The 22,406-nt window shown below is 68.4% G+C and carries 27 protein-coding genes; 19 read left to right on the top strand and 8 right to left on the bottom strand.

Going from position 1 to position 22,406, the window contains the following annotated elements:
* Positions 1-5: 5 nt before the first annotated feature.
* Genes EJO66_RS16430 through EJO66_RS16445 form a run of 4 tightly spaced genes read left to right on the top strand, consistent with a single transcriptional unit; the run spans position 6 to position 2,518 of the window.
* Positions 6-737: a hypothetical protein gene (locus EJO66_RS16430; protein ID WP_206168853.1), complete on the top strand. Its 732-nt coding sequence runs from the start codon at positions 6-8 to the stop codon at positions 735-737.
* A complete protein-coding gene (locus EJO66_RS16435; protein WP_125965611.1) occupies positions 734-1,675 on the top strand; it encodes a peptidyl-prolyl cis-trans isomerase in 942 nt (313 codons plus the stop codon). The genes EJO66_RS16430 and EJO66_RS16435 overlap by 4 nt, the downstream gene beginning before the upstream one ends.
* Positions 1,676-1,700: 25 nt before the next feature.
* On the top strand, positions 1,701-2,243 hold the full coding sequence (locus EJO66_RS16440) for a YbjN domain-containing protein (protein WP_124959634.1): 543 nt from the start codon (positions 1,701-1,703) through the stop codon (positions 2,241-2,243).
* The gene (locus tag EJO66_RS16445) at positions 2,243-2,518 is read left to right on the top strand and encodes a hypothetical protein (RefSeq protein ID WP_125965612.1); all 276 of its coding nucleotides are present in this window, start codon (positions 2,243-2,245) and stop codon (positions 2,516-2,518) included. The genes EJO66_RS16440 and EJO66_RS16445 overlap by 1 nt, the downstream gene beginning before the upstream one ends.
* Before the next feature lie 320 nt (positions 2,519-2,838).
* On the opposite strand, the gene EJO66_RS16450 is transcribed toward EJO66_RS16445, so the two are convergent.
* The 3 genes from EJO66_RS16450 to EJO66_RS32805 form a co-directional block, all read right to left on the bottom strand.
* Positions 2,839-3,735, bottom strand: a complete 897-nt coding sequence (locus tag EJO66_RS16450) for an arginase family protein (protein WP_125965613.1) — start codon at positions 3,733-3,735, stop codon at positions 2,839-2,841.
* Positions 3,736-3,947: 212 nt separating this feature from the next.
* On the bottom strand, positions 3,948-4,502 hold the full coding sequence (locus EJO66_RS16455) for an autotransporter (protein ID WP_240648585.1): 555 nt from the start codon (positions 4,500-4,502) through the stop codon (positions 3,948-3,950).
* Between the two features lie 84 nt (positions 4,503-4,586).
* Positions 4,587-4,784 (bottom strand): Cif family virulence factor, encoded by a 198-nt coding sequence (locus EJO66_RS32805; RefSeq protein WP_206168854.1) that lies wholly within the window; start codon positions 4,782-4,784, stop codon positions 4,587-4,589.
* A 114-nt stretch (positions 4,785-4,898) separates the two neighbouring features.
* Between EJO66_RS32805 and EJO66_RS16465 the strand changes: the two genes are divergently transcribed.
* A complete protein-coding gene (locus tag EJO66_RS16465) occupies positions 4,899-5,303 on the top strand; it encodes a winged helix-turn-helix transcriptional regulator (RefSeq protein ID WP_206168855.1) in 405 nt (134 codons plus the stop codon).
* A 38-nt stretch (positions 5,304-5,341) separates the two neighbouring features.
* Here EJO66_RS16465 and EJO66_RS16470 read toward each other — a convergent pair whose 3' ends face one another.
* The 3 genes from EJO66_RS16470 to EJO66_RS16480 all read right to left on the bottom strand — a co-directional run bounded on the left by EJO66_RS16470 (position 5,342) and on the right by EJO66_RS16480 (position 7,653).
* Positions 5,342-6,118: a sulfite exporter TauE/SafE family protein gene (locus tag EJO66_RS16470; RefSeq protein ID WP_240648586.1), complete on the bottom strand. Its 777-nt coding sequence runs from the start codon at positions 6,116-6,118 to the stop codon at positions 5,342-5,344.
* Between the two features lie 93 nt (positions 6,119-6,211).
* Complete coding sequence (locus tag EJO66_RS16475) at positions 6,212-7,123, bottom strand: LysR family transcriptional regulator (protein WP_125965615.1); 912 nt, start codon at positions 7,121-7,123, stop codon at positions 6,212-6,214.
* 95 nt (positions 7,124-7,218) lie between these two features.
* Positions 7,219-7,653: a cupin domain-containing protein gene (locus EJO66_RS16480; RefSeq protein ID WP_125965616.1), complete on the bottom strand. Its 435-nt coding sequence runs from the start codon at positions 7,651-7,653 to the stop codon at positions 7,219-7,221.
* An 89-nt stretch (positions 7,654-7,742) separates the two neighbouring features.
* Here EJO66_RS16480 and EJO66_RS32575 point away from each other — a divergent pair, with 89 nt between their 5' ends.
* From EJO66_RS32575 to EJO66_RS16510, 7 genes are read left to right on the top strand one after another with little or no spacing between them, the layout of a single operon-like run.
* Positions 7,743-7,925, top strand: a complete 183-nt coding sequence (locus EJO66_RS32575; RefSeq protein WP_164547832.1) for a hypothetical protein — start codon at positions 7,743-7,745, stop codon at positions 7,923-7,925.
* A gap of 11 nt (positions 7,926-7,936) precedes the next feature.
* Positions 7,937-8,680 carry a metal ABC transporter ATP-binding protein gene (locus tag EJO66_RS16485; protein ID WP_125965617.1) on the top strand — a complete coding sequence of 248 codons (744 nt, stop codon included), beginning with the start codon at positions 7,937-7,939 and terminating at the stop codon, positions 8,678-8,680.
* Positions 8,677-9,552 carry a metal ABC transporter permease gene (locus tag EJO66_RS16490; RefSeq protein WP_125965618.1) on the top strand — a complete coding sequence of 292 codons (876 nt, stop codon included), beginning with the start codon at positions 8,677-8,679 and terminating at the stop codon, positions 9,550-9,552. The genes EJO66_RS16485 and EJO66_RS16490 overlap by 4 nt, the downstream gene beginning before the upstream one ends.
* 1 nt (position 9,553) lies before the next feature.
* Positions 9,554-10,459, top strand: coding sequence for a metal ABC transporter substrate-binding protein (locus EJO66_RS16495; RefSeq protein WP_125965619.1), 906 nt, complete (start codon positions 9,554-9,556; stop codon positions 10,457-10,459).
* Positions 10,460-10,499: 40 nt separating this feature from the next.
* Positions 10,500-11,480, top strand: coding sequence for a CobW family GTP-binding protein (locus tag EJO66_RS16500; protein WP_125965620.1), 981 nt, complete (start codon positions 10,500-10,502; stop codon positions 11,478-11,480).
* A complete protein-coding gene (locus EJO66_RS16505; RefSeq protein ID WP_240648587.1) occupies positions 11,459-13,615 on the top strand; it encodes a TonB-dependent receptor in 2,157 nt (718 codons plus the stop codon). Before EJO66_RS16500 ends, EJO66_RS16505 begins: the two co-directional genes overlap by 22 nt.
* Positions 13,616-13,647: 32 nt before the next feature.
* Complete coding sequence (locus EJO66_RS16510; RefSeq protein ID WP_125965621.1) at positions 13,648-15,219, top strand: PepSY domain-containing protein; 1,572 nt, start codon at positions 13,648-13,650, stop codon at positions 15,217-15,219.
* Here EJO66_RS16510 and EJO66_RS16515 read toward each other — a convergent pair.
* Complete coding sequence (locus EJO66_RS16515) at positions 15,152-15,784, bottom strand: dioxygenase family protein (protein ID WP_476756208.1); 633 nt, start codon at positions 15,782-15,784, stop codon at positions 15,152-15,154. The genes EJO66_RS16510 and EJO66_RS16515 overlap by 68 nt on opposite strands.
* Before the next feature lie 93 nt (positions 15,785-15,877).
* Here EJO66_RS16515 and thpR point away from each other — a divergent pair, with 93 nt between their 5' ends.
* Both thpR and EJO66_RS16525 read left to right on the top strand, forming a co-directional pair.
* Positions 15,878-16,492 (top strand): RNA 2',3'-cyclic phosphodiesterase, encoded by a 615-nt coding sequence (thpR, locus tag EJO66_RS16520; RefSeq protein ID WP_125965622.1) that lies wholly within the window; start codon positions 15,878-15,880, stop codon positions 16,490-16,492.
* Positions 16,493-16,591: 99 nt separating this feature from the next.
* The gene (locus tag EJO66_RS16525) at positions 16,592-17,092 is read left to right on the top strand and encodes a RidA family protein (protein WP_125965623.1); all 501 of its coding nucleotides are present in this window, start codon (positions 16,592-16,594) and stop codon (positions 17,090-17,092) included.
* Here EJO66_RS16525 and EJO66_RS16530 read toward each other — a convergent pair.
* Complete coding sequence (locus tag EJO66_RS16530; RefSeq protein ID WP_125965624.1) at positions 17,089-18,168, bottom strand: DUF72 domain-containing protein; 1,080 nt, start codon at positions 18,166-18,168, stop codon at positions 17,089-17,091. The genes EJO66_RS16525 and EJO66_RS16530 overlap by 4 nt on opposite strands.
* Before the next feature lie 61 nt (positions 18,169-18,229).
* Between EJO66_RS16530 and EJO66_RS16535 the strand changes: the two genes are divergently transcribed.
* The 5 genes from EJO66_RS16535 to EJO66_RS16555 all read left to right on the top strand — a co-directional run bounded on the left by EJO66_RS16535 (position 18,230) and on the right by EJO66_RS16555 (position 22,406).
* Positions 18,230-19,729 carry a sensor histidine kinase gene (locus tag EJO66_RS16535; protein WP_125965625.1) on the top strand — a complete coding sequence of 500 codons (1,500 nt, stop codon included), beginning with the start codon at positions 18,230-18,232 and terminating at the stop codon, positions 19,727-19,729.
* Positions 19,726-20,364: a response regulator transcription factor gene (locus tag EJO66_RS16540; protein WP_125965626.1), complete on the top strand. Its 639-nt coding sequence runs from the start codon at positions 19,726-19,728 to the stop codon at positions 20,362-20,364. Before EJO66_RS16535 ends, EJO66_RS16540 begins: the two co-directional genes overlap by 4 nt.
* Before the next feature lie 145 nt (positions 20,365-20,509).
* Complete coding sequence (locus EJO66_RS16545) at positions 20,510-21,013, top strand: GlcG/HbpS family heme-binding protein (RefSeq protein WP_125965627.1); 504 nt, start codon at positions 20,510-20,512, stop codon at positions 21,011-21,013.
* On the top strand, positions 21,013-21,711 hold the full coding sequence (locus EJO66_RS16550) for an ankyrin repeat domain-containing protein (protein ID WP_125965628.1): 699 nt from the start codon (positions 21,013-21,015) through the stop codon (positions 21,709-21,711). Before EJO66_RS16545 ends, EJO66_RS16550 begins: the two co-directional genes overlap by 1 nt.
* Positions 21,712-21,761: 50 nt before the next feature.
* Positions 21,762-22,406, top strand: coding sequence for an FMN-binding negative transcriptional regulator (locus tag EJO66_RS16555; RefSeq protein WP_124959651.1), 645 nt, complete (start codon positions 21,762-21,764; stop codon positions 22,404-22,406).

Raw genomic sequence — 22,406 nt, forward strand, 5'->3', positions numbered from 1 at the left:
CCGCCGTGTCCAGAAAAATTCTCCCGGCGCTGGTGCTGGCCATGCTGGCCTGCACGGCCGGCATGGCCGGCATGGCGCACGCCCAGCAGCCGCAGGGCCAGAGCATGGAGGAGCGGCTTCGCGCCCAGCTGCGCGTGACGACCTCGCAACTCCAGCAGGCGCAGAACGAGCTGGCTGCGCTGAAGGCCGGGCAACCGACGGCCGCGCCTGCGGGGGCGGGCGCGGCACCGGCGAAATCCGAGCTCGAGGCGCTCAGGAAGGAGCTGGCCCAGAGCCAGGCCCAGCTGGCGGCCGAGCGCCATGCGCGCAGCCAGGCGAGCGCCGGCACCGAGCAGCTGCGCCAGCAGGCGCAGGCCACCACTGAGAAGGCCAGCGCGCAGATCGCGCAGTACCGCGGCGCGTACGACGAGTTGCTGAAGATGGCCCGCGCCGCCGAGGCCGAGCGCCAGCGGCTCACGACCGAAGCCGCCACGCAGCGCACTGCACTGACCCAGTGCGAGGCCAAGAACGCACAGCTCTATGCCGTGGGGCAGGAGATCCTGCGGGCCTACGAGACGGTCGACCTGGGCAGCGTACTTGCATCGCGCCAGCCCTTCGCCGCGCAAAGCCGCGTCAAGTTCGAGCAGATCGCGCAGCAGTACGGCGACAAGCTGTACGAAGGCAAGTTCGATGTGCGCGCGGTGAACGCGCCGGCGCCTGGCGCCTCGGCGGTGCCTGCAGCCGGAGAGAAGCAATGAAGCGCAGGAAATCCTCATCGGCCGCGCTCATGCAGCGGCTGCGCGCCGCGGCCGGCGTGCTGCTGGTCTCGTCGGTGGGCGTGGCCTCTGCGCAGGCGCCGGCGCAAGGCAATGGCGTGGTCGCGCGCATGGGCGAAGTCACGGTCGGCCAGGACGAAGTCGAGAAACTGCTGCAGGCGCTGCCCGACGCGGAGCGCGCCGCCGTCAAGGCCGATCGCGCAAGTCTCGATGGCTGGCTGCGCCAGCGCCTGCTGAGCGAGGCGCTGCTGCGCGACGCCCGCGCCAAGGGCTGGGCCGACCGGCCCGAGGTGAAGGCGAAGGTCGATGCCGCCATGCGGGAGATCGCCGCGCGCATCGTGACCACCAGCTACCTCGAATCGGTGGGCCAGGTGCCGGAAGCTTTTCCTTCCGAAACGGACATGCAGGCGGCGTACGAGCAGGGCAAGGCCAATTTCAACCTGCCGGCTGCCTATCGCGTGGCGCAGATCTACCTGGCCGCGCCCGAGCGCGATGCGGCCGCCGTCGCCAAGGTGCGCGAGGAGGCGGGCAAGCTGGCCCGCCAGGCCCGCGCGGGCGACTTCGCCGCCGTGGCGCGCGCCAGCTCGCAGGACAAGCGCAGCGCCGAGCGCGGCGGCGAGGTCGACACCCTGCCGTTGGCGCGCATCCTCCCCGAGCTGCGCGACACGGTGGCCAGGCTCAAGGTCGGCGAAGTCAGCGATCCGGTGCAGGCGCAGGCCGGCTTCCATGTGGTGAAGCTGCTCGGCATCCAGCCCGCGCGCACCGCCACGCTCGACGAGATGAAGCCGCAACTGCGGGCTGCCTTGCGCCAGCAGCGCCAGCAGCAACTGGTGCAGGCCTACCTGGCGCAACTCGCGCCGCCTACCCAACTGAGCATCGACGCCGCGGCGCTCGATGCCGCGCTCAAGAAGACAAATTGAACAACCCAAGCCAACGGCCACACACATGAACAACACACAGACGAACACCGAACTGCGCAGCAACGATGCCGCTGCCGCGCAGAACCACGACCTGCTGGACGCAGTGACGCCCGAGCAGGTGTCGGACGCCATCAAAGCCGCCGGCGCCGCCGTCACCACCATCGAGCAGGACGGCGTGGTGCGCCTTCACAGCGCGAGCCACGGCATCGGCTTCCAGGTGCTGTGGGGCAACCCCGTCACCACCACGCAGTACACCGACTTCACCCTGAGCTGCCCGCTGCATGTGCAGGGCGGCACGCTGCCCGAGGCCGTGCTGGCATCGTGGCACCGCACCAAGCGCTTCGCGCGCGTGGCGCAGCACGGCGACTTCGTGGTGCTGGAGATGGACGTGGTGGTTGCCGGCGGCGTGGCTCCGGCGTATCTCGCATTCGCCATGCGGCTGTGGATGCAGATGATGGGGGAGTTCTTCCTGCACCTGCGCAACTATGGCCCGGCCGCCGAGACCCGCGGCGATGCCGCCAACGCCGAAGCCGGCGCGGCCGTCCAGGGTGTGGCCGCCGCTGCGTGATGCGCACCAGCGCCGCACCCGGCCCGTCGGCGGCGGACCACCTGCACGATGCGCCGGCTGCCCGGGCGATCCAGGCCACCGCGCGCCAGGCGCTGCGTGCGCGCCGCGCCGAGGCCGTTCGCCTGCGCCAGCGTGCGGCGCTGCTGGAACTGCTCGTGCAGACGATGGCCGAACTGCACATCTCGATGGCGGAACTCAATGCGGCGCGCCGGGCAACCCTGCCTGCCGCAACTTACTTCCTGGCACGGCGGTCAGCCAACTGCAAAACAGATTGATCCCAATACCCCCGAGAAGCAGGGCAACTATGACGTTCCACAAAACATGTCCGACTGCGAGCCCGATCAGGAGCAGCGAGGCAAGGAGCATCGCAAATGAACCATCGCTGCGGCCTCGCACCATCATCACGACCATGAAGAGCACCGCCAGATATCCAAGGTTATGACTGGTAATGAGTTCTGACATTTCAGTTATTCCAAATGAGAGTACGTGCGAGAGGGGTCAACTGCTGACGGTACCAGTGCGGATGTGGAGGGCAGACGTCAGCAGCTGTGGATACGATTTCATCCCAGCGATATTGCCCGGTAGTCCCGACCCTTCAAGCAGGCGCAGCCGTACCCAGCCCTACGGCCAGCACCGCAGCAAGGCCGCTGCCGGCGCTGCCATCCTCGTCGAGGCGCGGGTTGTAGATGGTGACCTCCATGCCGACCGCCTTTCCGCTCGCCAGCACGAGCCGGAGCGCCGCCGAAAGTTCGTCCCATGACAGCCCGCCCGGTACGCGGAAATCGACCGCCGGCATGATGGCATCGTCGAGGCAATCGGCGTCCAGATGGATGAAGAAGCCGTCGAGCTCGGCCCGCGTCAGGTGGTCAATGGCCGCACGAGTTGCGGCTTCGACGCCCAGGCGGCGGATGGTGGGGAGATCGCAGGCCATAAGCTCTGCCGGCAAAGGCTGGCTGCCGAATTGGGCCTGGTCTTCGTGGTCGCGGAATGCGAAGGCGACGGTGTCCTCGGGCCGCACCAGCGGACGGCGGCCCTCCAGGTCGGTCAGCAGCGCCGGCCCGTGGCCGGTGACAAGGGCCAGGTCCATGGACGCGCCTTCGCCGTTGGGCTCGGCTTCGGGCTGGAAAAAATCGGCGTTCCCGTCGATGAAGAACAGGCCGTAGCGTCCGCGCCGGCGCAGCGCGAGCATCGAGCCCAGCACGATCGTGCAGTCGCCGCCCAGCACGATCGGAAATTCGCCCGCGTCCAGCACCTTCTCCACGCCATCGGCGAGCGTGGGCGACCACGACGCGATCGCGCCGGCGTTCAGCACCAGGGTGGCTGGATCGGGCTTCGGGTCTTTCGATGGAACGGCCAGTCGCCCGGCACGGCGTGCATGGATGCGGTCCGCGAGGCCCAGTTCCAGCAGCCGGTCGGGCAGGCGCTCCACGCCGTCGGTCGACAGGCCGAGCGTGGAGGGGGCTTCAAGGATGGCATAGCGTCGGGTCGGCATCAGGTGCTCCAGATATCGCGAGTGAGAACCGGCGCAGCTCTGGAGCAAGGGCGGGTTCTTTCATTGAAGGCTTCGTAGTTCATGAGATGCATCGGTGTCACTTGGCGAAGACATGGGGCTCATGTTCCGCCTCCCGTCGATCACGGCCAAGCCTTGACCATGTGGGCGTTGGGGACTGCTGACCGAGCGGCATCCGCTCGAATCCCGGCACGTCAAGACTCGATGGCGCGCGCCTCGGCCAGATACCGGTGGTTGTCGAACACGTCGGGCCGATCTCCCGCGAAACGCCACATCTGCCTCTTCGTTCGCAGCAGGTTGCCGAGGTACACATGCAATGCGCCCGAGCGCGCCGTGCCCGGGTTCGCCACCGCGTGCACGGTATCGGGAGGCAAATGAACCACCTCGGGCGCGATGGCTTCGCGCCGTTCCGGAACCTGCAGCCGGCTCTCGGACAGCGGGTAGATGAAGTTCGTCTCTTTGCCCCGGTAGATGCCGATGAGGGCGTCCATCAGATGGTTGTGAGGCGGGTACTGCAGGCCCGGTGTGAGGGTGATGTGATAGATCGTCAGAGTGTCGTTCGCGCACAGCAGGACTTCATCGTCGCTTGCCTCGTGGATCAGCTCACCGAGCGCGTGGAAGCGGGCGGTGATGTCGCGCAGCACCGCGGCGACGCGATCGAGGCGATCGGCCTTTGCGGCGGCGTCTACGATCTCGTCGATCGCAGTCTGAAGGGTCGAGCTGACGAGTGGGTGTGAAGTCATCATCATGTCGAATCGGTGGATCTGCGGCAGGATAGATCAGGTACGCAGGGCCTGTCCACGACCGGCCGCAGGCGGTGGCGCGTTGCCTGGTCAACCCTCGACACGCGGCAGGCTCGCACCTGCCGCATGGTCGATGACGTAGAGCCACGAGCCATCCGCCTGCCGGCGCACGACCTCGGCCGAACTGCCGGTGAGGATCGTCTTTCCCTCCGGCGAGGTCAGGCTGTAGTCGGCCCGCAGCAGTGCAAGGCCATCCACTTCCACGCAGAAGTTGTTGCGGGAAACCATGACGCCCGGCATGTCCAGCAGCTTGCCGAGCTCGGCGGCGATGGCGGGCTTACCCCTGCAGGTCTCGGTCGAGGGATCGGTGCGCAGGGTTCGTACAGCGACAGCAGGTTGTCGATGCGGCGGCTGTTGAACGCGCGGGCGAAAGCCTCGTTCATTGCGGCGGGTGTCGTGACCTTGAACATGGCGGCTCAGGCCGGCATCGACGCGCCCGTGCCCAGGCACGCCAGCGAGTGCCCCGTCGAGGAATGGCTGGCCTTCCTGGGGCACCGCTGGAACGCGCTGATCCTCTGGCATCTGCAGACAGGTCCCAAGCGCCATGGTGAACTGGTCGGGTGCCTGGCCGGAATCACGCCCAAGGTGCTGACCGAACGCCTGGATGGCCTGGAGCAACGAGGCCTGGTTTCGCGCGAGCTCCTGGCGAGTTTTCCCCGCGGGGTTCTCTACACGCTGTCGGCGCGTGGGCGGCGGTCGCTGGTCCTGGTGCTGGATCGGCTGGAAATGTGGGCCAAGGCTGGCTGATCGGGCTTACCCGAGGCGCACCCGCCAGTGGTCGAGCCTCAACCCGCGAGATACCGCCAGATCAGCGCCACCCCCGAGCACAGCACGATCACGCTGACGATGCGCAGGAATTGCGCACGCGACAATGACAGCGTAATGCGCCGCCCAAGGGCTGTGCCGATAAGCATCGCGGGCACCAGCGCCGCGGCCAGCACAAGTATTTCCAGGTTGGCGTAGACGCCCGCAAGCAGAAACAGCACCGCGCGCGTCAGCGTGGAAAGACCGATCAATGTGGACTGCGTCACCCGGATGCGTTCACTGGCCTCGATACGCCCGGCCAAATAGATGGCGTAGATGAAACCACCGCTGCCGAACAGCGCGGAGAACACGCCACCCACCAACCCGAATGGCAGCGCAGCGCGCGATGTGAACTTTGCGCCCGATTTGAAGCCACTGAGCGAATACAAGGCATAGCCCACCGCGAAAACGCCCAGTGCCAACAGCAGGGCTTCTGGCCGGCCCAGCAGAAGGATCGCGGCGCCGCTCAGGCTGCCCACTGCCATCGCTGGCACGATGCGCCTTAATTCGGTCGTGTCGGCCGACTTGCCGTCGCGCGCCACGTTGACGCACGCTGCCGCGAAGTCCAGCAGCGCCAGCAGCGGGACGATGGTGGCGACCGGTACGAAGTGCGCCAGCATCGGCCCGGCCACCAGCGCGGTGCCGAAGCCTGCGAGGCCGAAGATCACATAGGCGACCGCCACACCCAGGCACACGACCAAAAGCTGAAGCGGAGGCAGCGGCAGGCTGGTATGAACGAAAGCAACGAGGGCATCCACAGGGCAGTTGGGCAGAGTTGATCGGATTCGGCCAATCTATCGGTCCGCACCCGAAACGCCCAATACAGAATGCGGCGCACGCTTATCTCGAAATCAGCTGGATTCACCAACCTTTGCGCCCAGTGACGCTTGCAGCGCATCGGCGAAACGCTGCACCAGCGCCGGTGCGTCGCGCCGCCAGAGCGCCAGCACGCCGGTCGTGCAATCGCCGCCTTCGAGCGGCAGAAGACACACGCCTGCAGGGGCCAGCCGCGCCATGGATTCGGGCACGACGGCAATCCCGAAGCCACCCTGCACCAGCGCAAGTTGCGCCCACTTGCGCGAACGCACCGAGGCAGCCAGAGGCTGAAAGCCCTGCGCCCGGCACAGCTCGGCCACTCGATGGCTTAGACCTCCGCGCTCGAGGTGCGGTGTGGCGACGAAGCGCTCATGGCGAAGTGCATCCAAAGGCACACTGGCTCGGCCAGCCATTGCGTGGCCGGCGGGCACCACAGCTACCAGCGGCTCCTCGTACAGCGGCACGTAGTGCACGTCGCCAAAACGCCGAAGGATGTGTGCGCGTGCAAGTCCCACGTCGGCGCGGCCCTCGTGGACGTCCAGCGCCTGATGTTCCGAGGAAGCCTGCGACACCTCGATCGACACGCCGGGATGTTGTTCGGAGTGTTGCTGCACCAGTGCAAGGATGGGAGCGTTCAAGGGAACGGAACTCGAATGCAGCAGTTGCAGCGTGCCTTCGGTGCCGCGCTGCGCGTGGCTCGCGCGAGCTGCCGCGTCCTCCAGCACTGCCAGGATGCGGCGCGCATCGGTGTACAGCGAACGTCCCGCCGCCGTCATCTCCATGTGACGCGTGTCGCGCTCCAACAGGGCGGCCTGCAGTTCTCGTTCCATCTCGCGCACCTGCCGGCTCAGGGCCGACTGGGCGATGAACAAGCGCTCGGCCGCCAAGCTGAAGCTTCCGGCGTCGACGATCTCCACGAAGTAGCGCAACTGCCGGTGGGTAAGCATGGGAAGATCTTCTCACGGAGGCCTCGGCGCATAGAAACTCCACCTCAGAGGTAGGCGTCAAGGGCGCGACCAGAAGCACCGACATTCTCGGACCGCTAAAACACCATCTCCGGCCGATCGACGGGAACACCGTCGAGTTTGATGGCGATTCTTTCGTTATCGCTGCGCACAACCAAGAAATCAACGGCCTCGCGGTCGCTGAGGTTCAGCTCCTGGTGTGGCACGTAAGGGGCGAAGTAGACAAAGTCACCAACAGACACCTCGGCCGCAAATTCGAGTCGGTCGCCCCACCGAATTTCACTGCGGCCTTTGAGCACATAAATGGCTACTTCATGGCGACCGTGGTGGTGCAGTCCCGTTTTCGCACTGGGCTGGATGGTCACTGTGCCAATCCAGGTTTTTTGCCCTCCGGTGCCAGAGAAATCGAGCGCAGTTGCACGTCCAGTTCCCGATGGGTCACGCAAGACCCGGTCCAGTTTTCGTCCCCGCACAACCGTTACACCGTCGCGCCACTTTGCCGTTTCAGACATCACTCAACTCCATTTCAGGCCTCAATCCAGTTTAGGGTGAAACCATCTTTGATATCAAGGTCACGAGAGACTTAAGTGAGTTATTGCGAATGCATTCGCAATTGCAATATAGTCAAGGCATGGAACACCCGACCCGCCAACCTGAAGCAGCGCTCAATGCCATGTCGGAGAAGCCGCAGAGCCTGCTGATGGCCAGCGCTTGGGCGCGTGTGGCGGGCGCGCTGATGCTGGCTGCGGCGCTGTGGCTGGCTGTTGGCTGGGCGCTGAGATGAACGGGGCGCCGATGCCCCCTCCCGCCATCCGGTTGAACAACCTCACGGTAGCCTATCGCGGTCACCCGGCCGTGCATCACCTGTCAGGAGAGTTCGCGCCGGGCTCGCTCACCGCCATCGTCGGGCCGAACGGCGCGGGCAAGACCAGCCTGCTCGCCGCAATCATGGCGCGCGTCCGGCCAGCCGAGGGCGGGGTCTCTTTCGATGGCGCCTCGCGCGACCGCATCGCATGGCTGCCGCAGCAGGCCGAGATCGACCGGAGCTTCCCGATCCGGGTGTTCGACCTGGTGGCGCTCGGGCACTGGGGACGGCTCGGCTGCTTCAGGGGCATTGCCGCGCGGCAGCGCGATGCCGTGGGAAATGCGCTCGATGCCGTCGGCCTTGGCGGCTTCCAGCGCCGCAGCATCGCCGAGTTGTCGGCAGGGCAGTTCCAGCGCGTGCTCTTTGCGCGCGTGCTGCTGCAGGACGCCCCGGTGATCCTGCTGGACGAGCCGTTCAACGCGATCGACGCGCGCACCACCGCCGACCTGCTGGCCGTGGTCGCGCGCTGGCATGCGGAGGCACGCACGGTGATTGCCGTGCTGCACGACCTCGAGCAGGTTCGACTGCATTTCGACCGCACCTTGCTCATGGCACGACGCTGTGTGGCCTGGGGGCCGACGGCAGAAGTGCTGCATGCCGAGAACCTGTTCCGCGCGCGCCGGATGGCCGAGGCGTGGGACGAGGATGCGCCCGTGTGCAGGGAGGCTGCATGAACGTCGGGGCCTTGCTGGTCCAGCCCTTCGTGGAGTACGGCTTCATGCGCCGCGCGCTGGTGGCCACGCTGGCGCTCGGCCTGGGCAGCGCGCCGATCGGCACCTTGCTGGTGTTGCGGCGCATGAGCCTGATGGGCGACGCGATGGGGCACGCGCTGCTGCCGGGCGCGGCGCTCGGCTTTCTGTTTGCCGGCTTCTCGCTGGCCGCAATGAGCGCGGGCGGTTTCTTCGCGGCGCTCGCGGTGGCGCTGGCGGCCGGTTTCGTCACGCGCGTGACGTCGCAGCGCGAGGACGCGAGCTTTGCGGCCTTCTACCTGATCGCGCTCGCGCTGGGTGTGCTGCTGGTGTCGACCCACGGCAGCAGCGTCGACCTCATGCACATGCTTTTCGGCACCATCCTTGCGGTGGACGACGCGGCGCTGCTGCTGATGGCTGGCGTCGCGAGCCTGACCTTGGTCGTGCTTGCGGTCATCTACCGGCCGCTGCTCGTGGAATGCCTCGATCCGGGCTTCTTGCGCAATGTGGGCGGGCCCGGCTCGCTGGTGCACGGCGTCTTTCTCGTTCTTACGGTCGCCAACCTGGTGGCGGGCTTCCAGGCGCTGGGCACGCTGATGGCGGTCGGCTTGATGATGCTGCCGGCCACCGCGGCGCGCTTCTGGGCGGCCGAAGTCTGGAGCCTTGCGCTGGCTGCCGCCGGCATGGCGGTGCTGTCCGGCTTTGCGGGGCTGCTGCTGTCCTTCCATGCGCAGTGGCCCTCGGGCCCCGCGATCGTGCTGGTGGCGGGTGCGGCCTATCTGCTGTCGCTCGTGTTCGGACCGCATGGCGGATTGCTTTCCCGGCTATTGCGCTCACGCTCTCATAGAAATGCCTGACATGAACTTTCCATCGAATCCCATGCGCCGCCGCTTCTTCGCCACATCGCTCATCGCGCTGCCGCTGCCAGTGTTTGCGCAATCCAACACACCGCGGCCGCTGCGCGTCGTCGCGAGCTTCTCGATCCTCGCCGACATGGCGCGCGAGATCGGGGGCAGCGCGGTCGAAGTCGCGGCTCTGGTCGGCCCGGACTCCGACGCGCACGTCTTCCAGCCGAGCCCGGCCGATGCGCGGCGCCTCGCCAATGCCGAGCTGGTCGTCGTCAACGGGCTGGGGTTCGAAGGCTGGATGGACCGCCTGGTGCGCTCATCCGGCTACCGCGGTCCCGTGCTCGTGGCCAGCGAGGGCGTGCCGGTGCGCCGCATGGGCCGCGAGCCCGATCCGCATGCATGGCAAGACCTTGCGAACGCGCAGCGCTATGCGGCGAACCTGCGTGACGCGATGGCGCGGGCACGGCCGGCATCTGCGGCCGAGATCGGCCAGCGCTGCGCGAGCTACATCGAGCGGCTCCAGGCGCTCGACCGCGAGGTTCGCGCACGTTTCGACGCGGTGCCGCGCCAGCGTCGCCGCGCGATCAGCTCGCACGATGCGTTCGGCTATTTCGGTGCGGCCTACGGCATCGAGTTTCTTGCGCCGCAGGGCATGAACACCGACAGCGAAGCCTCGGCCGCCTCGGTTGCGCGCCTGATAGACCAGATCCGGCGCGAGGATGTGCGCGCGGTCTTCGTCGAGAATATCTCCGACCCGCGCCTGGTTCAGCGCATTGCGCGCGAGGGCGGGGGCATCGTCGGCGGCCGGCTTTATTCCGACGCGCTGTCGGCGCCGGGGACCGAGGCGGACACCTACCTGAAGCTGTTCGCGCACAACGCCACAACCATTGCCTCGGCGCTCTCGGCAAAGCGCTGAGCTTGCCGGGCGTCCGATCAAACATCACCCAGAGCCATCCATGAGCCTCATTCCCGTCACCATCCTCACCGGCTTCCTCGGCAGCGGCAAGACTACGCTGCTGAACCGCATCCTGAAGGAGCAGCACGGCCACAAGATTGCCGTGATCGAAAACGAGTTCGGCGAAGCCGGCATCGACAACGAACTGCTGGTGCAGGACGAGGGCGAGCAGATCATCGAGATGAACAACGGCTGCATCTGCTGCACCGTGCGCGGCGATCTGGTTCGCATCCTCAGCGAGCTGGCGGCGCGCCGCAAGAACGGCAGCGCGAGCTTCGAGCGCGTGATCATCGAGACCACCGGGCTGGCCGACCCCGCGCCCGTGGCGCAGACCTTCTTCGTCGATGAAGAGATCAGCCAGACCTATCTGCTCGATGCGATCGTCACGCTGGTCGACGCCAAGCATGCGATGGCGCAGCTGGACGAGCACCATGAGGCCCAGGAGCAGGTGGGCTTTGCGGACCGCATCCTGCTGTCCAAGACCGACCTGGTGTCGGTCGACGAGGTGAGGGCGCTCGAGCAGCGCCTGCTGCGCATGAATGCGCGTGCGCCGATCACCGCGGCGCATTTCGGCCAGGCGCCGATCAACCAGCTGCTCGACATCCGCGGGTTCAACCTCAACGCCATCCTGGAGATCGAGCCCGACTTCCTGACCGATGTCGATCACGAACACGACGACGATGTCTCCAGCTTCGTGTTTCGCGCCGAACGGCCCTTCGATGCGGCGCGGCTGGAAGATTTCTTCGGCGCCATCCTGCGGATCTACGGCACCCACCTGATGCGCTACAAGGGCGTGATCGCAGTGGTCGGGCTGGACACCCGCGTGGTGCTGCAAGGCGTGCACATGCTGATGGGCACCGAGGCCGGCCCCAACTGGAAAGAGGGCGAACTGCGCCACAGCCGCATCGTCTTCATCGGCAAGCAGCTGCCCAGCGATGTGCTGGTGCAGGGACTCGAACAATGCCTGGCCGCAGCAGCATGAAGCCATGCCCATCGATCCGCCGCCACACGGCGATGCGCGCCATGGCATGCATTGCCGGCCTGGCGATGCATCCGGTCGCATCGCACGCCCAGGCGGCCTTGCCGGCCGTCGAAGTATCGGCCACCGAAACCGCGCCCGGCAGCAGCCTGGGCCTCGACGTGCCGAGCGCGACGGGCTCGCGCCTGGGCCTTGCGCCGCGTGAGACGCCGGCCAGTGTCAGCAGCCTCGGCAGCACCGACATCGCCGAACGCAACCTGGCCCGTGCACAGGATGTCGCCATCCGTTTTCCCGGCGTCACCGAAGCGCCTGCGCCCGGCAACGGCGGCACCAGCCTGGTGGCGCGGGGCTTTGCGGGGCACAACTCGGTGGCCCAACTGGTCGACGGCACACGGCTGGTGGTTGCGTCCGGCACCGTGACCTATCCCTTCTCCACCTGGCCCTTCGAGTCGGTCGAGGTGCTCAGGGGGCCGGCCTCGGTGCTCTTTGGCGATGGCGCCATCGGGGCGGCCGTCAACTACATCACCAGGCAGCCGCGGTTCGACCGCACGGAGCGCGAAGCCTTCTTCAGCCTGGGCTCCTTTGGCACCCGGCAAGGCGGCATCGGCCTGCGCGGGCCGATCAATGACACCTTGGCCTATTCCGTCTACGTCGATGCGGGCAGCAGCGATGGTTTTCGCCGCCTCGAGAACTACAGCCGGCAGAACTACGCGCTCGCCCTTGCGGCGCGTCCGAGCAGCGCGCTCAAGTTCACGTTGTCGTTCGATGGCGGCCGCAATGACGACGCCCGCTACTTCGGCACGCCGCTTCTCGATGGCGTGCTCGACAGCCGGCTGCGGCGCACCAATTTCAACGTGGACGATTCCGTCGTGAAGTACGACGATCGCATGTGGCGCGCCAAGGCCGAATACCAGTTTGGCGACGGCATTCGGCTGCGCAACGAGCTCTACCACCTGGCGTCCGCGCGCCACTGGCGCAACGCGGAGGCCTACAGCTTCAACAGGGCCGGCACGCAGGTCGGCCGCAGCGACTACCTCGAGATCCTGCATGACCAGGAGCAGACGGGCAACCGGTTCGATGCCACCTTCGACGGCCAGCTCGGCGGTCTGAAGAACCGCTTCGTCGCCGGCCTGGACTGGTACCGCACGACCCTGCTGCACACCAACAATTCACCCTACGGCGGCGCGAGCACGGTCGACCCGTTCTTCTTTGCGCCGGGCCATTTCATCAGCCCGGTACCAACGCTTCCGGGACGCCGCTCGACCCTGGAGACGACGGCGCTCTTCGCCGAGGATGTACTGGAACTCGCCCCCGGCTGGAAGCTCGTGGCCGGCCTGCGCAGCGACCGCATGCGGCTCGGCAACCACGATCTGCGCACCGGCGCCCATCTGTCCAAGACATACAGTCCCGTCACGGGCCGCATCGGCGCGGTCTGGACACCCAGCGACGCGGTTTCCTTCTACGGCCAGTACGGAACGGGTACCGACCCATTGAGCGGCGCGCTGTCGCTTCCGAACGGCGGCAACGCCTTCGACCTGACCAAGGGCCGGCAGCTCGAGGTGGGTGCCAAGGGCAGCCTGCCGGCCATCAAGGGCGAATGGACGCTGGCCCTGTACCGCATCGAGAAGCGCAACCTGCTGTCCCGCGATGACAGCGATCCCAGGGTCACCCAGCAGGTCGGGCGCCAATCGTCGACCGGCGTCGAACTGGCCGTGGCGGCCGAGCCGCTGCCCGGCTGGACGGTCGACGCCAATGCGGCATTGCTGCGTGCGCGCTACGACGACTTCAACGAGGTGGTCGCCGGGCGCGCCGTCTCGCGCGCGGGCAACATCCCCGTCGGCGTACCCGAACGCACGGCCAACCTGTGGATGGCCTATCGCTTCCAGCCCCGGTGGCAGCTGGGCATCGGGGCGCGCTACGTTGGCGCGCGGCAGTCCAACGCGGCCAACACGGCGCGCCTGCCGGCCTATACGGTGTTCGATGTGTCGCTGGCGTACGAGTATTCGCGCAGCCTCGATTTCAGCCTGGCCGTCAAGAACCTGACGGACCGCGACTACGCGGTCTCGGGCGCCGGCAACGTGCGCTGGCTGCTGGGAGCGCCGCGCACGGTGCAACTGACGGCACGTGCGCGCTTCTGAATGATGGATGCCGTGCGGGTGGCAATTGCGCCATGAAGAAGGCGCTCATCTTTCTGCACAAGTGGCTGGGCGTCGTGCTTGCGCTGTTCTTCCTCATGTGGTTTGCGAGCGGCGTCGTCCTGTACTTCGTGCCGTTCCCGAGCCTCACGCCCGTCGAACGCCTGCAGGCCTTGCCGGCATTGCAACTGCCGCCAGGGTGTTGCCTGACCGCCGAGGAGGCGGCTCGGCGCGCCGGCCTGCGCTTCAGCGAGGCGCGCATGGGCATGGCAGGTGCGGACCCGGTCTGGCGGCTGCTGGCGCATGAAGGGCAGGGCGCTGCTGCGCCCCATTGGCGAACGCTCGACGCGCACAGCGGTGCCCTGCGGCCGCCACTCTCAGATGCACAGGCCGCCGCGGTGGCCGAGGCCTTCAGCGGGCGCCGTGCGCAGCACGCTGAACGCCTGGAGCGCGACCAATGGACCGTGCCGCAGGGCCTCGACCCCTATCGGCCGCTGGTGAAGGTCGCGCTGGTCGGCGAGGACGGGCTGGAGCTCTACGTTTCGCCGGATGCGGCGGAGGTCGTGCGCGACACGCGCCGTGCCGAGCGCTTCTGGAACTGGCTGGGTGCCGTGCCGCACTGGATCTATCCGACCGTGCTGCGGCAATTCCCCGCCGCCTGGCACCACGCCGTCGTGTGGCTCTCCCTTCCCGCAACGCTGCTGGCGCTGAGCGGCGTGGTGCTTGGCATCTGGCAGCTCTTCCTGAACCGTTCGCGCTGGATTCCCTACCGCAAGTTCTGGCTGCGCTGGCATCACATCGCCGGGCTGGCGGCAGGCATCTTCACGCTCACATGGATCTGTTCGGGCCTGTTGTCGATGAATCCGTTCGGCGTGTTTTCAGCGCGCGGGGCGACGGCGGACGAGCGCCTGCGCTGGGCCGGCCAACCAACCGAGGCGCGGCTTGATCCGGCAGAGGCGCTGAGGCAGGCCAACCGGCAAGGCGTCGCGGCGCGTGAACTGGAGCTGCTGCACGTTGCGGGGCAGCCGTGGTATCGGCTGCAATCTGCCGAAGGCCAACTGCTGGTGCGTGCCGAGATGCGCGATCCGGGGCAGGCCATTGCCGCACTGCCTGCGGCCACCGTCCAGTCCTTGCTGGCCGCGCTGCGTCCGGAGGCCGGCGCTCCCACGATGCGCCGAATCGATTCCTACGACGATCTGTACTACGCACGCGAGGCTGCGGACCCGAACACCCGCCATACCCGTCCGCTGCCCGTGTGGCGCGCCGACTGGACCGATGGCGTGGCCGCCTTCGCAGATCCTGCGTCGGCACGCATTCTCCTGCGCAGCGATGCGTCCGGCCGATGGCAGCGCGTTCTCTACCATGGCCTGCACAGCCTGGACTTCGCGCCGCTTCTCGCGCGCCCCTGGCTGCGGCATGCGCTGGTCCTGGGCTTTTCGCTGCTGGGGATCGGGCTGTGCGCAACGTCTTGCGTGATCGCCTGGCGCGCCCTGGTTCCCTCGCGGCGACGGCAGGCGTCAGCAGCAGCAGCGGGTGCCCTCAGGCCGCAACGGCAATCGGAAAGCGCGCCTGCAGCCCATCCGGCCCGCGCTCGAAAGGCACTGTGACGGCCTCCCTCGCGGCCTGCGGAAGATTGCGCCAGAGGTAGTCGCGCGCATTGCCCGGGTCGCCAGCCACGTAGAGCTGCGTGGTCAGCAGCTCGCGCGTGCCGAGCTTCACCTTGACGTGGATGTGCGGCGTGCGGCCGCTGTAGGGCACCGGGCGGATGGTGCGGAAGCGGTAGCTGCCGTCCTCCCCGACCGTGACGCGGCCGAAGCCCTGGAAGGCGGCGTCGGCGCGGCCACCGTCGCCGGGGTGGTGGTAGTGGCCGTTCTGATCGCACTGCCAGATCTCGACCTGCGCGCCGCGCAGCGGCCTGCCGCCCAGGTCGGTCACCGTGCCGTCGACCCAGGCCGGTTGGCCGCCGCGGTGGTCCAGGGTGCCGTTGCGCAGCAGATCGTTGTCGGAATCCTGCGGCAGGCGCACCGGGTAGAAGGGCCCTTCGGTCTGCGAAGGGGTGGCAAGCCGGCTTGCCGCCGGCTGCGCGCGGGCGCCCAGCCAGAGCGCGGGCATGGCAACGAGCGCTGCGGCGACGGTGCGCCGGGGAAAGCCGGGTGCTGACAGGGTGTTCATGGCAGGTCAGAGCCGTGCAGCATGCGCCGAGTTCCGCGTGCGGGTCAACGGTCTCCGCCGTGTTTGAATGCACCGGTGAATCCGACATCTCCCATGCCCGAACAGCTGCTACTCCCAGGCATCGATCCCGCACCGCCGCCTCTGCGCCGGGCGCGCCGTACCGCGCCACCCAAGGAGCGCCTGCCGCGCTCGCTGTTCTTCGCGATCTTTCCGCGACCCGAAGATGCCGCGTCGATTGCCGCGCTGGCGGCGCGCCTCAAGGACCGGCACGCGCTGAAAGGCAAGCTGAGCGAGGCGCATCGCCTGCATGTCACGCTGTATCACCTCGGACATTTCCCGGCGGTGCCACGCGAAAAGGTGCAAGCCGCGCTGGAGGCCGCCGCCGCCGTGGCGCCGCCGTCGTTCGAGGTGGTGTTCGACGAGGCCATGCGCTTCGAGCAAAGCAAGGCCTTCGTGCTGTGCGGCGGCGGCACGTCGGCGCTTGCGGCGTTCAGGCAGCGCCTTGGCGAGGCACTGGCGGATGCGGGCTTCAAGCCCGAGCGCGGCTTCACGCCCCACATGACGCTGGCCTACACGCCGCGCAAGATCGAGCCGCATTCCATCGAGCCGGTCCGGTGGATGGCCGACTCGTTCTCGCTGATCGAAAGCCACGTCGGCGAAGGCATCCACGAGGTGCTGGGGCGGTGGCCTTCGGACCGGGCGGCCTGACGCGCGACGCCTCGTCTGTTGTGCATCGCGCCTGTGCCTTCTGTATCTGTTCTTCGAAGAGCGGATGGCGACAATGAGGCTTCATTGAACGGAAGCCAAATGACTGCGCAGGCCCGAGACCAGATTGCCGACCGCATCGCCGCCGAGCTGGGCCACAGCTTCGAGGGCGAGCTCGTTGCCGGCGGCAACTACATCCCCGTCGTGCGCGACGGCCGCACGCTCTACACCAGCGGCCAGGTGCCGCGCGTGGGCACCACGGTGGTCGTCACCGGCCGCGTGGGCGACCAGGTGCCGCTCGGCAAGGCCCGCGAGGCTGCGCAGATCTGCACCTTGCGCTGCCTGGTGCTGCTGCGCCGCGAGCTTGGCTCGCTCGACGGCATCGAGAAGGTGCTGCGCGTTGGCGTCTTCGTGCAATGCACGGCCGATTTCACGCAGCAGAGCGAGGTGGCCGACGCTGCGTCCGAGTTGCTGCACCGCGTGTTCGGCGAGGCCGGCGTGCATGTGCGCACGGCCGTCGGCGTCCATGCGCTGCCGAAGAACGCAAGCGTGGAACTGGAGATGACGGTGGCGGCCAAGAGCGACGCAGGCCGCAGCAGCTAGCGCTTCGGCAGGCCGGCGATGTCCCGCGCGAGCGAGGCAATCGTCAGCGGCGCGCAGCCTTCGGCGTTGTTGCTCACCGTGACGTACGCCAGCTGGCCCGCGCCGGTGGTGCCCGCGATCACCCGGGCCAGGGCCTCGCGGGTCTCGGGGTCGGGATCGACGATCCTGTCGAACGGACCATAGAGTTTTTCCGCGTCTTCATAGCCGAAGCGGCCGTGCCGGCGGTGCAGGTTCCAGCGGCACACCAGCGGCCCGGGCCAGAGTGCGCGCAGCATCGGCAACTGGTCCTCGATTGGCGGCATCTTGGCGTGCAGGCCCATGCAGAAGGTGGCGCCCACGCTGCGCAGCATGTCGGCGAAGGCGGGGCAGAGCAGCTGTGGGTCGCGCACCTCGACCGCAATCACGGCATCGGGCGCGGTCGGCTTCAGGCCGGGCAGTGCCTCGAGCATCTCGCCGATGCGGACGAGCAGCGCGGGTTGGTCGGCCAGCAGTTGCGCAGGGATCGGGCTCAGCTGAAATACCAGCGCGCCGATGCGGTGGCCCAACCCTTCCAGAGCCGGCTGCACGAACTCCTGGACCGCGATCTCGCTGTTCAGGAACACCGGATTGGCCTGCGTGCCGCGGCCGCTTTCGTCGCGCACGGTGGCGTCGGTCACAAGGCTCGGCGCCTTCACCACGAAGCGGAAGTCGTCGGGCACCATGGCCGCATAGCGCGCGTACTGGCTGGCCGTGAGCGCGCGGTAGAAGTTGCGGTCCAGGCTCACGGTGCGAAAGAGCGGATGCCGGGCGAGGGCGGACAGGCCGCTCTTCGACAGCACCGTTTCGGCGTATTCGCCATCCCAGACGAGGTTGGCCCAGCCCGGGTAGCTCCATGAAGAGGTGCCGAGCCGCAGGCCGGGAGGGAGCGCCGCGGCCAGTTCGACCAGCGCCGGATCGGCAGGTGCCGGTGCCACGGTGGCGCCGCGCGGCTTCTTCTTCGCGGGCGGCTCGGCCTCGGCCTCCGGCGGCACGGTGGGGGGCGCCTCGGGCGGGCGCGGAAGATCGGGAAAAAGGGAGTCCTGCACTTCATCAGCCATGTTGGGGCCGCATTCTCGGCCAACATCGGGCGGCCGCGCCGCGACGGGCACAATCCGCGCCATGAAACAGTGGTTGCGCACGCAGGGTGGCTGGTGGCTGGCATGGCTGGCCCTCACGGCCGTGGGCGCGGTGTGGCTCGCGCGCGCCGAGCTCGCGCAGCTGCAGCAGGATTTCGAGACCGACGCGCGCATCGCGCACCGGCTCATGAGCCAGCAGGTGGTGCAGTACGACGCGGTGCTGGCCACGCTCGCGCTGCTCGAACCCGGCGACGGCGCGGACCGCCCGGAGCAGCGCCTGCCATCGGTCTACCCGTCGATCCTGCGCGTGCAGCGGCGCGAGCGCGACCAGGCCTGGCCCGACGAAAAGCAGGCCGGTGCGCTGGCCGCTGCGGAAGCGCGTTCGCGCAGCGAGCGCCGCGCCGAACTGGCGGGGCTGGACCTCGCGCAGGGCCGCTACCAGCTCGTGGTGGGCGCCACGCCGATCAGCTACGCCCTTGAAATCGACCTGGCCGGCTCGGTGCCGTGGCGCGACTGGCCGATGGACCCGAAGCAGAGCCCGGTGCGCGTGAGCCTGCAGCGCGGGGCGCAGCAGTTCGTGCTGCAGCCGGGACAGGCGGCGCAAGCGGACGCGGGTGGCTGGCGCTTCGGCCTCGCCAAGCCCTTGGCATCGCCGAGCCAGCCTTTCGAGCTCGTGGCCGAGCGCCGTGTGGGCTGGGCCGAGCTGCCATGGCGCAGCGTCGCCGGCTGGGCCGCGGCGGCGGCGCTGCTGCTGGCCGGCCTGTGGACCGCGCAGCGCCAGCGCATCGCGCGCCGCCGGGCCGAAGAGCTGCTGCGCCTTGGCCAGGTGGCAAGGCTCAATGCCCTGGGCGAGCTTTCGGCGGGGCTGGCGCACGAGCTGAACCAGCCGCTCACGGCCGTGCTGGCCAATGCGCAAGCCGCGCGCCGGCTGCTCGACGACGATCCGCCCGACCTGGCGACGGCGCGCAATGCCATGGGCCAGGCCGTGGAGCAGGCGCGCCGCGCGGCCGGCGTGGTCGGCCGGCTGCGCCGCGTGATCGAACGCCCCGAAGCCGGCGGCGATGTGAAGCCGCTGGTGCTGCAGGAGGTGGTGCGCAGCGCCATGCACCTGCTGGCGCCCGAGTTCGCGCAGCGCGGCGTTGCGGCGCAGTTCGATGCCACCGCGCAGGCGCCGGTGCGCGTGCAGGCCGAAGCGGTGGCGCTCGAGCAGATCGTGCACAACCTGCTGATGAACGCATTGCAGGCGCTCGACCTGGTGCCCGCGTCCGAACGCCGCCTTTCTGTTTCGGTCGGGCGCAATGGGCAGGAGGGCGTGCTGACCGTGACCGACAACGGACGCGGCATCGCACCCGAGGCCATGCCGCGCCTCTTCGAGCCTTTCTTCAGCACGCGCGAGGGCGGCCTGGGCCTCGGCCTGAGCCTCAGCGAAACGCTGGCGAGCGGCATGGGCGGCAGCCTCACCGCGGCCAATGCGGCGCCGCGCGGCGCGCGCTTCACGCTGCTGCTGCCGCTGGTGGCAGCGTCCACGGAACGCACGGCATGAACACCGCGGCCACCCACCAGCCGCAATCGCCGCTGATCCACCTCATCGACGACGACCAGGCGGTGCGCGACAGCCTGTCGCTGCTGATCGGCACGGTCGGCCTGCGGGTGCAGGGCTGGGCCGATCCGCAGGCCTTCATCGACGGCTTCGACCGCGCGGGCGTCGGCGCCATCGTGCTCGACGTGCGCATGCCCGGCATCAGCGGCCTCACGGTGCTCGACCGGCTCATGGCGCAGGGCGTCGACCAGCCGGTGATCATGCTCACGGGCCACGGCACGGTCGAGATGTGCCGCCGCGCCTTCAAGGCCGGCGCGGCCGAGTTCCTGGAGAAACCGGTGGACGACGAGCAGCTGCTTGAAGCCCTGCAGCAGGCGGTGCGCCAGCATGTGCGCTCGCGCGAACGCTCGCAGGCCGACAACGCGGCGCGCGAGCGCGTGGCACAGCTGTCGGAGCGCGAGCGCGAGGTGCTTGCCTTCATCGTGCAGGGCCTCACCAACAAGGAGATCGCGCGCACGCTCGCGCTGTCGCCGCGCACGGTCGAGACGCACCGCGCCAACCTGTTCGCCAAGCTCGACTGCGATTCGCTCGCGCAGCTGATCCGGCGCTACGCGGTGCTGGTGGCCGGACAAGACTGAGAGGCGCGCTCCGTGGCGCTCCGTAGAACTACGGAGCACCGGGCGTAGCCGTACGAATGGCCTCGGCGGACGGTGTTTTCTACAGTGGCGCAGCCGCCGGCAACCGCCGTGGCCATTACCCCGCATCCACTGGAGAAAACGAAAAATGCGTTCCAACCTTCGCCTCGGCGCTCTCGCCATCCTGCTTGCCGCATCCGCCGTCCAGGCCCAGACGCCCGCACCCGCGGTGCGCACCGAGAAGAACATCTCGCTCGCGCTGGCCAACCAGATCGCGGCCGAGGCCGTGGCCGCCTGCGCCGCCAACGGCTACAACGTGGCCGCCACCGTGGTCGACCGCGCCGGCACCGTGCGCGCCGTGCAGCGCGCCGACAACGCCGGCCCGCACACGCTGGCGTCGAGCGAGCGCAAGGCATGGACCTCGGCATCGGCCAAGGGCGCGACGCAGGCCATGATGGAAGGCGCGCAGAAAAACCCCGGCGCCGCCAACCTGGTGTACCTGCCGGGCTTCCTGCTGCTGGGCGGCGGCGTGCCGGTGAAGTCGGGCAGCGAAGTGATCGGCGCCGTGGGCGTCGGCGGTGCGCCGGGCGGCCACCTGGACGACCAGTGCGCCAACGCCGCCATCGAGAAGGTCAAGGGCCAGCTGGGCTGATGATGAAGCACGGCATCTGGTCCGCGTTGCTGGCGGTCGCGCTTGGGCTGGGCGGGCCGGCCGATGTGTCGGCCCAGGTGCCGCCGCAGCCCGCCGAGCTGCTGGCCTACGAAGGGCTGCACCGGGCGGCCTGGCAGGGCGACCTGCCGAAGCTGAAGAGCCTGGCCGCGTCCGGCGCCAATCTCGACGCACGCGATGCGCGGGGCCGCACGCCTTTGCACGTTGCGACCCATGCACGGCAGCGCGAGGCAGTGAAGCTGATTGCCAAGGCCGGCGCGAACCTCGACCTGCTCGATGACGACCGCTACGACGCCGTCACCATCGCCGCGGTGGCCGACGATGCCGCGACGCTCGCGCTGCTGCTGTCGCTCGGCGCGAAGGCCGGGCAGGTGACGAGCCGCTACGACGGCACCGCACTCATCGCCGCCGCGCACCTGGGGCATGACGAAGTGGTGCGCCAGCTGATCGCGGCCGGCGCGCCGCTCGACCACGTCAACAACCTGCACTGGACCGCGGTGATCGAATCGATCGTGCTCGGCGACGGCGGCCCGCGCCACCAGCGCACGCTGGCCGCGCTGATCGATGCCGGCGCCAACCTTGCGCTGGCCGACCGGCAGGGCAACACGCCGCTGCAGCTGGCCCGGGCCCGCGGCTACACGGCCATGGTGAAGCTGCTGGAAGCGCCGCGCGCAAGATAGGGTAAGGCGGCTCGGGGACAATCGGAGCCTCACCACGAGGAAATTGCCCCATGTACATGCCGCCGCAATTCAACGCCAAGGACCCGGCCATCGCGCTGGAGCTGATGCGTGCACATTCCTTTGCCAGCCTGATCTCGAACGACGATGAGGGCCTGCCCTACATCACCCACCTGCCGCTGGTGGCCGAGCAGCAGGAGGGCGGCCAGCTGGTGCTGCTGGGCCACTGCGCCAAGCCCAATCCGCACTGGCGCCATCTGCAGGCGCGGCCGCAGGCGGTGGCCACCTTTCTCGGTCCGCATGCGTACCTGTCGCCCTCGGTCTATCCGGACCTCGCGCGCGTGCCAACCTGGAACTACCTGGTGGTGCACTGCACCGTCCAGGCCCGGCTGATCGAGGAGCCCGCAGCCAAGGACGCGCTGCTCAAGAAGCTCATCGGCGACCACGAGCCCGGCTATGCGCAGCAATGGCGCGACCTGGGCGAGGAGTTCCAGCTCAAGATGCTGGCCGGCATCGTCGGGTTCGAGCTGCGCGTGAGCGCACTGCAATGCAAGGTCAAGCTGAACCAGCACCGGCGCGAATCGCACGCCGCCATGCATGCCGTCTACAGCGCCGGCACGCCCGACGAGAAGGCGCTGGCCGTGTGGATGGAACGCCTGGGCATGGCGGCTGAAGCACCCGTGGTGCAAGGAAGCTGA

This window comes from Variovorax beijingensis (assembly GCF_003951285.1).
GTDB lineage: Bacteria > Pseudomonadota > Gammaproteobacteria > Burkholderiales > Burkholderiaceae_C > Variovorax > Variovorax beijingensis.

Coding starts and splice junctions, on each gene's coding strand:
- EJO66_RS16495 (WP_125965619.1), top strand. CDS start 9,554: ATGAACTTTCCATCGAATCCCATGCGCCGCCGCTTCTTCGCCACATCG.
- EJO66_RS16505 (WP_240648587.1), top strand. CDS start 11,459: ATGCCTGGCCGCAGCAGCATGAAGCCATGCCCATCGATCCGCCGCCAC.
- EJO66_RS32575 (WP_164547832.1), top strand. CDS start 7,743: ATGCATTCGCAATTGCAATATAGTCAAGGCATGGAACACCCGACCCGC.
- EJO66_RS16485 (WP_125965617.1), top strand. CDS start 7,937: ATGCCCCCTCCCGCCATCCGGTTGAACAACCTCACGGTAGCCTATCGC.
- EJO66_RS16555 (WP_124959651.1), top strand. CDS start 21,762: ATGTACATGCCGCCGCAATTCAACGCCAAGGACCCGGCCATCGCGCTG.
- EJO66_RS16540 (WP_125965626.1), top strand. CDS start 19,726: ATGAACACCGCGGCCACCCACCAGCCGCAATCGCCGCTGATCCACCTC.
- EJO66_RS16525 (WP_125965623.1), top strand. CDS start 16,592: ATGACTGCGCAGGCCCGAGACCAGATTGCCGACCGCATCGCCGCCGAG.
- EJO66_RS16530 (WP_125965624.1), bottom strand. CDS start 18,168: ATGGCTGATGAAGTGCAGGACTCCCTTTTTCCCGATCTTCCGCGCCCG.
- EJO66_RS16535 (WP_125965625.1), top strand. CDS start 18,230: ATGAAACAGTGGTTGCGCACGCAGGGTGGCTGGTGGCTGGCATGGCTG.
- EJO66_RS32805 (WP_206168854.1), bottom strand. CDS start 4,784: ATGGTTTCCCGCAACAACTTCTGCGTGGAAGTGGATGGCCTTGCACTG.
- EJO66_RS16435 (WP_125965611.1), top strand. CDS start 734: ATGAAGCGCAGGAAATCCTCATCGGCCGCGCTCATGCAGCGGCTGCGC.
- EJO66_RS16475 (WP_125965615.1), bottom strand. CDS start 7,123: ATGCTTACCCACCGGCAGTTGCGCTACTTCGTGGAGATCGTCGACGCC.
- EJO66_RS16515 (WP_476756208.1), bottom strand. CDS start 15,784: ATGAACACCCTGTCAGCACCCGGCTTTCCCCGGCGCACCGTCGCCGCA.
- EJO66_RS16465 (WP_206168855.1), top strand. CDS start 4,899: ATGCGGCGGCTGTTGAACGCGCGGGCGAAAGCCTCGTTCATTGCGGCG.
- EJO66_RS16545 (WP_125965627.1), top strand. CDS start 20,510: ATGCGTTCCAACCTTCGCCTCGGCGCTCTCGCCATCCTGCTTGCCGCA.
- thpR (WP_125965622.1), top strand. CDS start 15,878: ATGCCCGAACAGCTGCTACTCCCAGGCATCGATCCCGCACCGCCGCCT.
- EJO66_RS16490 (WP_125965618.1), top strand. CDS start 8,677: ATGAACGTCGGGGCCTTGCTGGTCCAGCCCTTCGTGGAGTACGGCTTC.
- EJO66_RS16500 (WP_125965620.1), top strand. CDS start 10,500: ATGAGCCTCATTCCCGTCACCATCCTCACCGGCTTCCTCGGCAGCGGC.
- EJO66_RS16480 (WP_125965616.1), bottom strand. CDS start 7,653: ATGTCTGAAACGGCAAAGTGGCGCGACGGTGTAACGGTTGTGCGGGGA.
- EJO66_RS16440 (WP_124959634.1), top strand. CDS start 1,701: ATGAACAACACACAGACGAACACCGAACTGCGCAGCAACGATGCCGCT.
- EJO66_RS16455 (WP_240648585.1), bottom strand. CDS start 4,502: ATGATGATGACTTCACACCCACTCGTCAGCTCGACCCTTCAGACTGCG.
- EJO66_RS16510 (WP_125965621.1), top strand. CDS start 13,648: ATGAAGAAGGCGCTCATCTTTCTGCACAAGTGGCTGGGCGTCGTGCTT.
- EJO66_RS16550 (WP_125965628.1), top strand. CDS start 21,013: ATGATGAAGCACGGCATCTGGTCCGCGTTGCTGGCGGTCGCGCTTGGG.
- EJO66_RS16450 (WP_125965613.1), bottom strand. CDS start 3,735: ATGCCGACCCGACGCTATGCCATCCTTGAAGCCCCCTCCACGCTCGGC.
- EJO66_RS16445 (WP_125965612.1), top strand. CDS start 2,243: ATGCGCACCAGCGCCGCACCCGGCCCGTCGGCGGCGGACCACCTGCAC.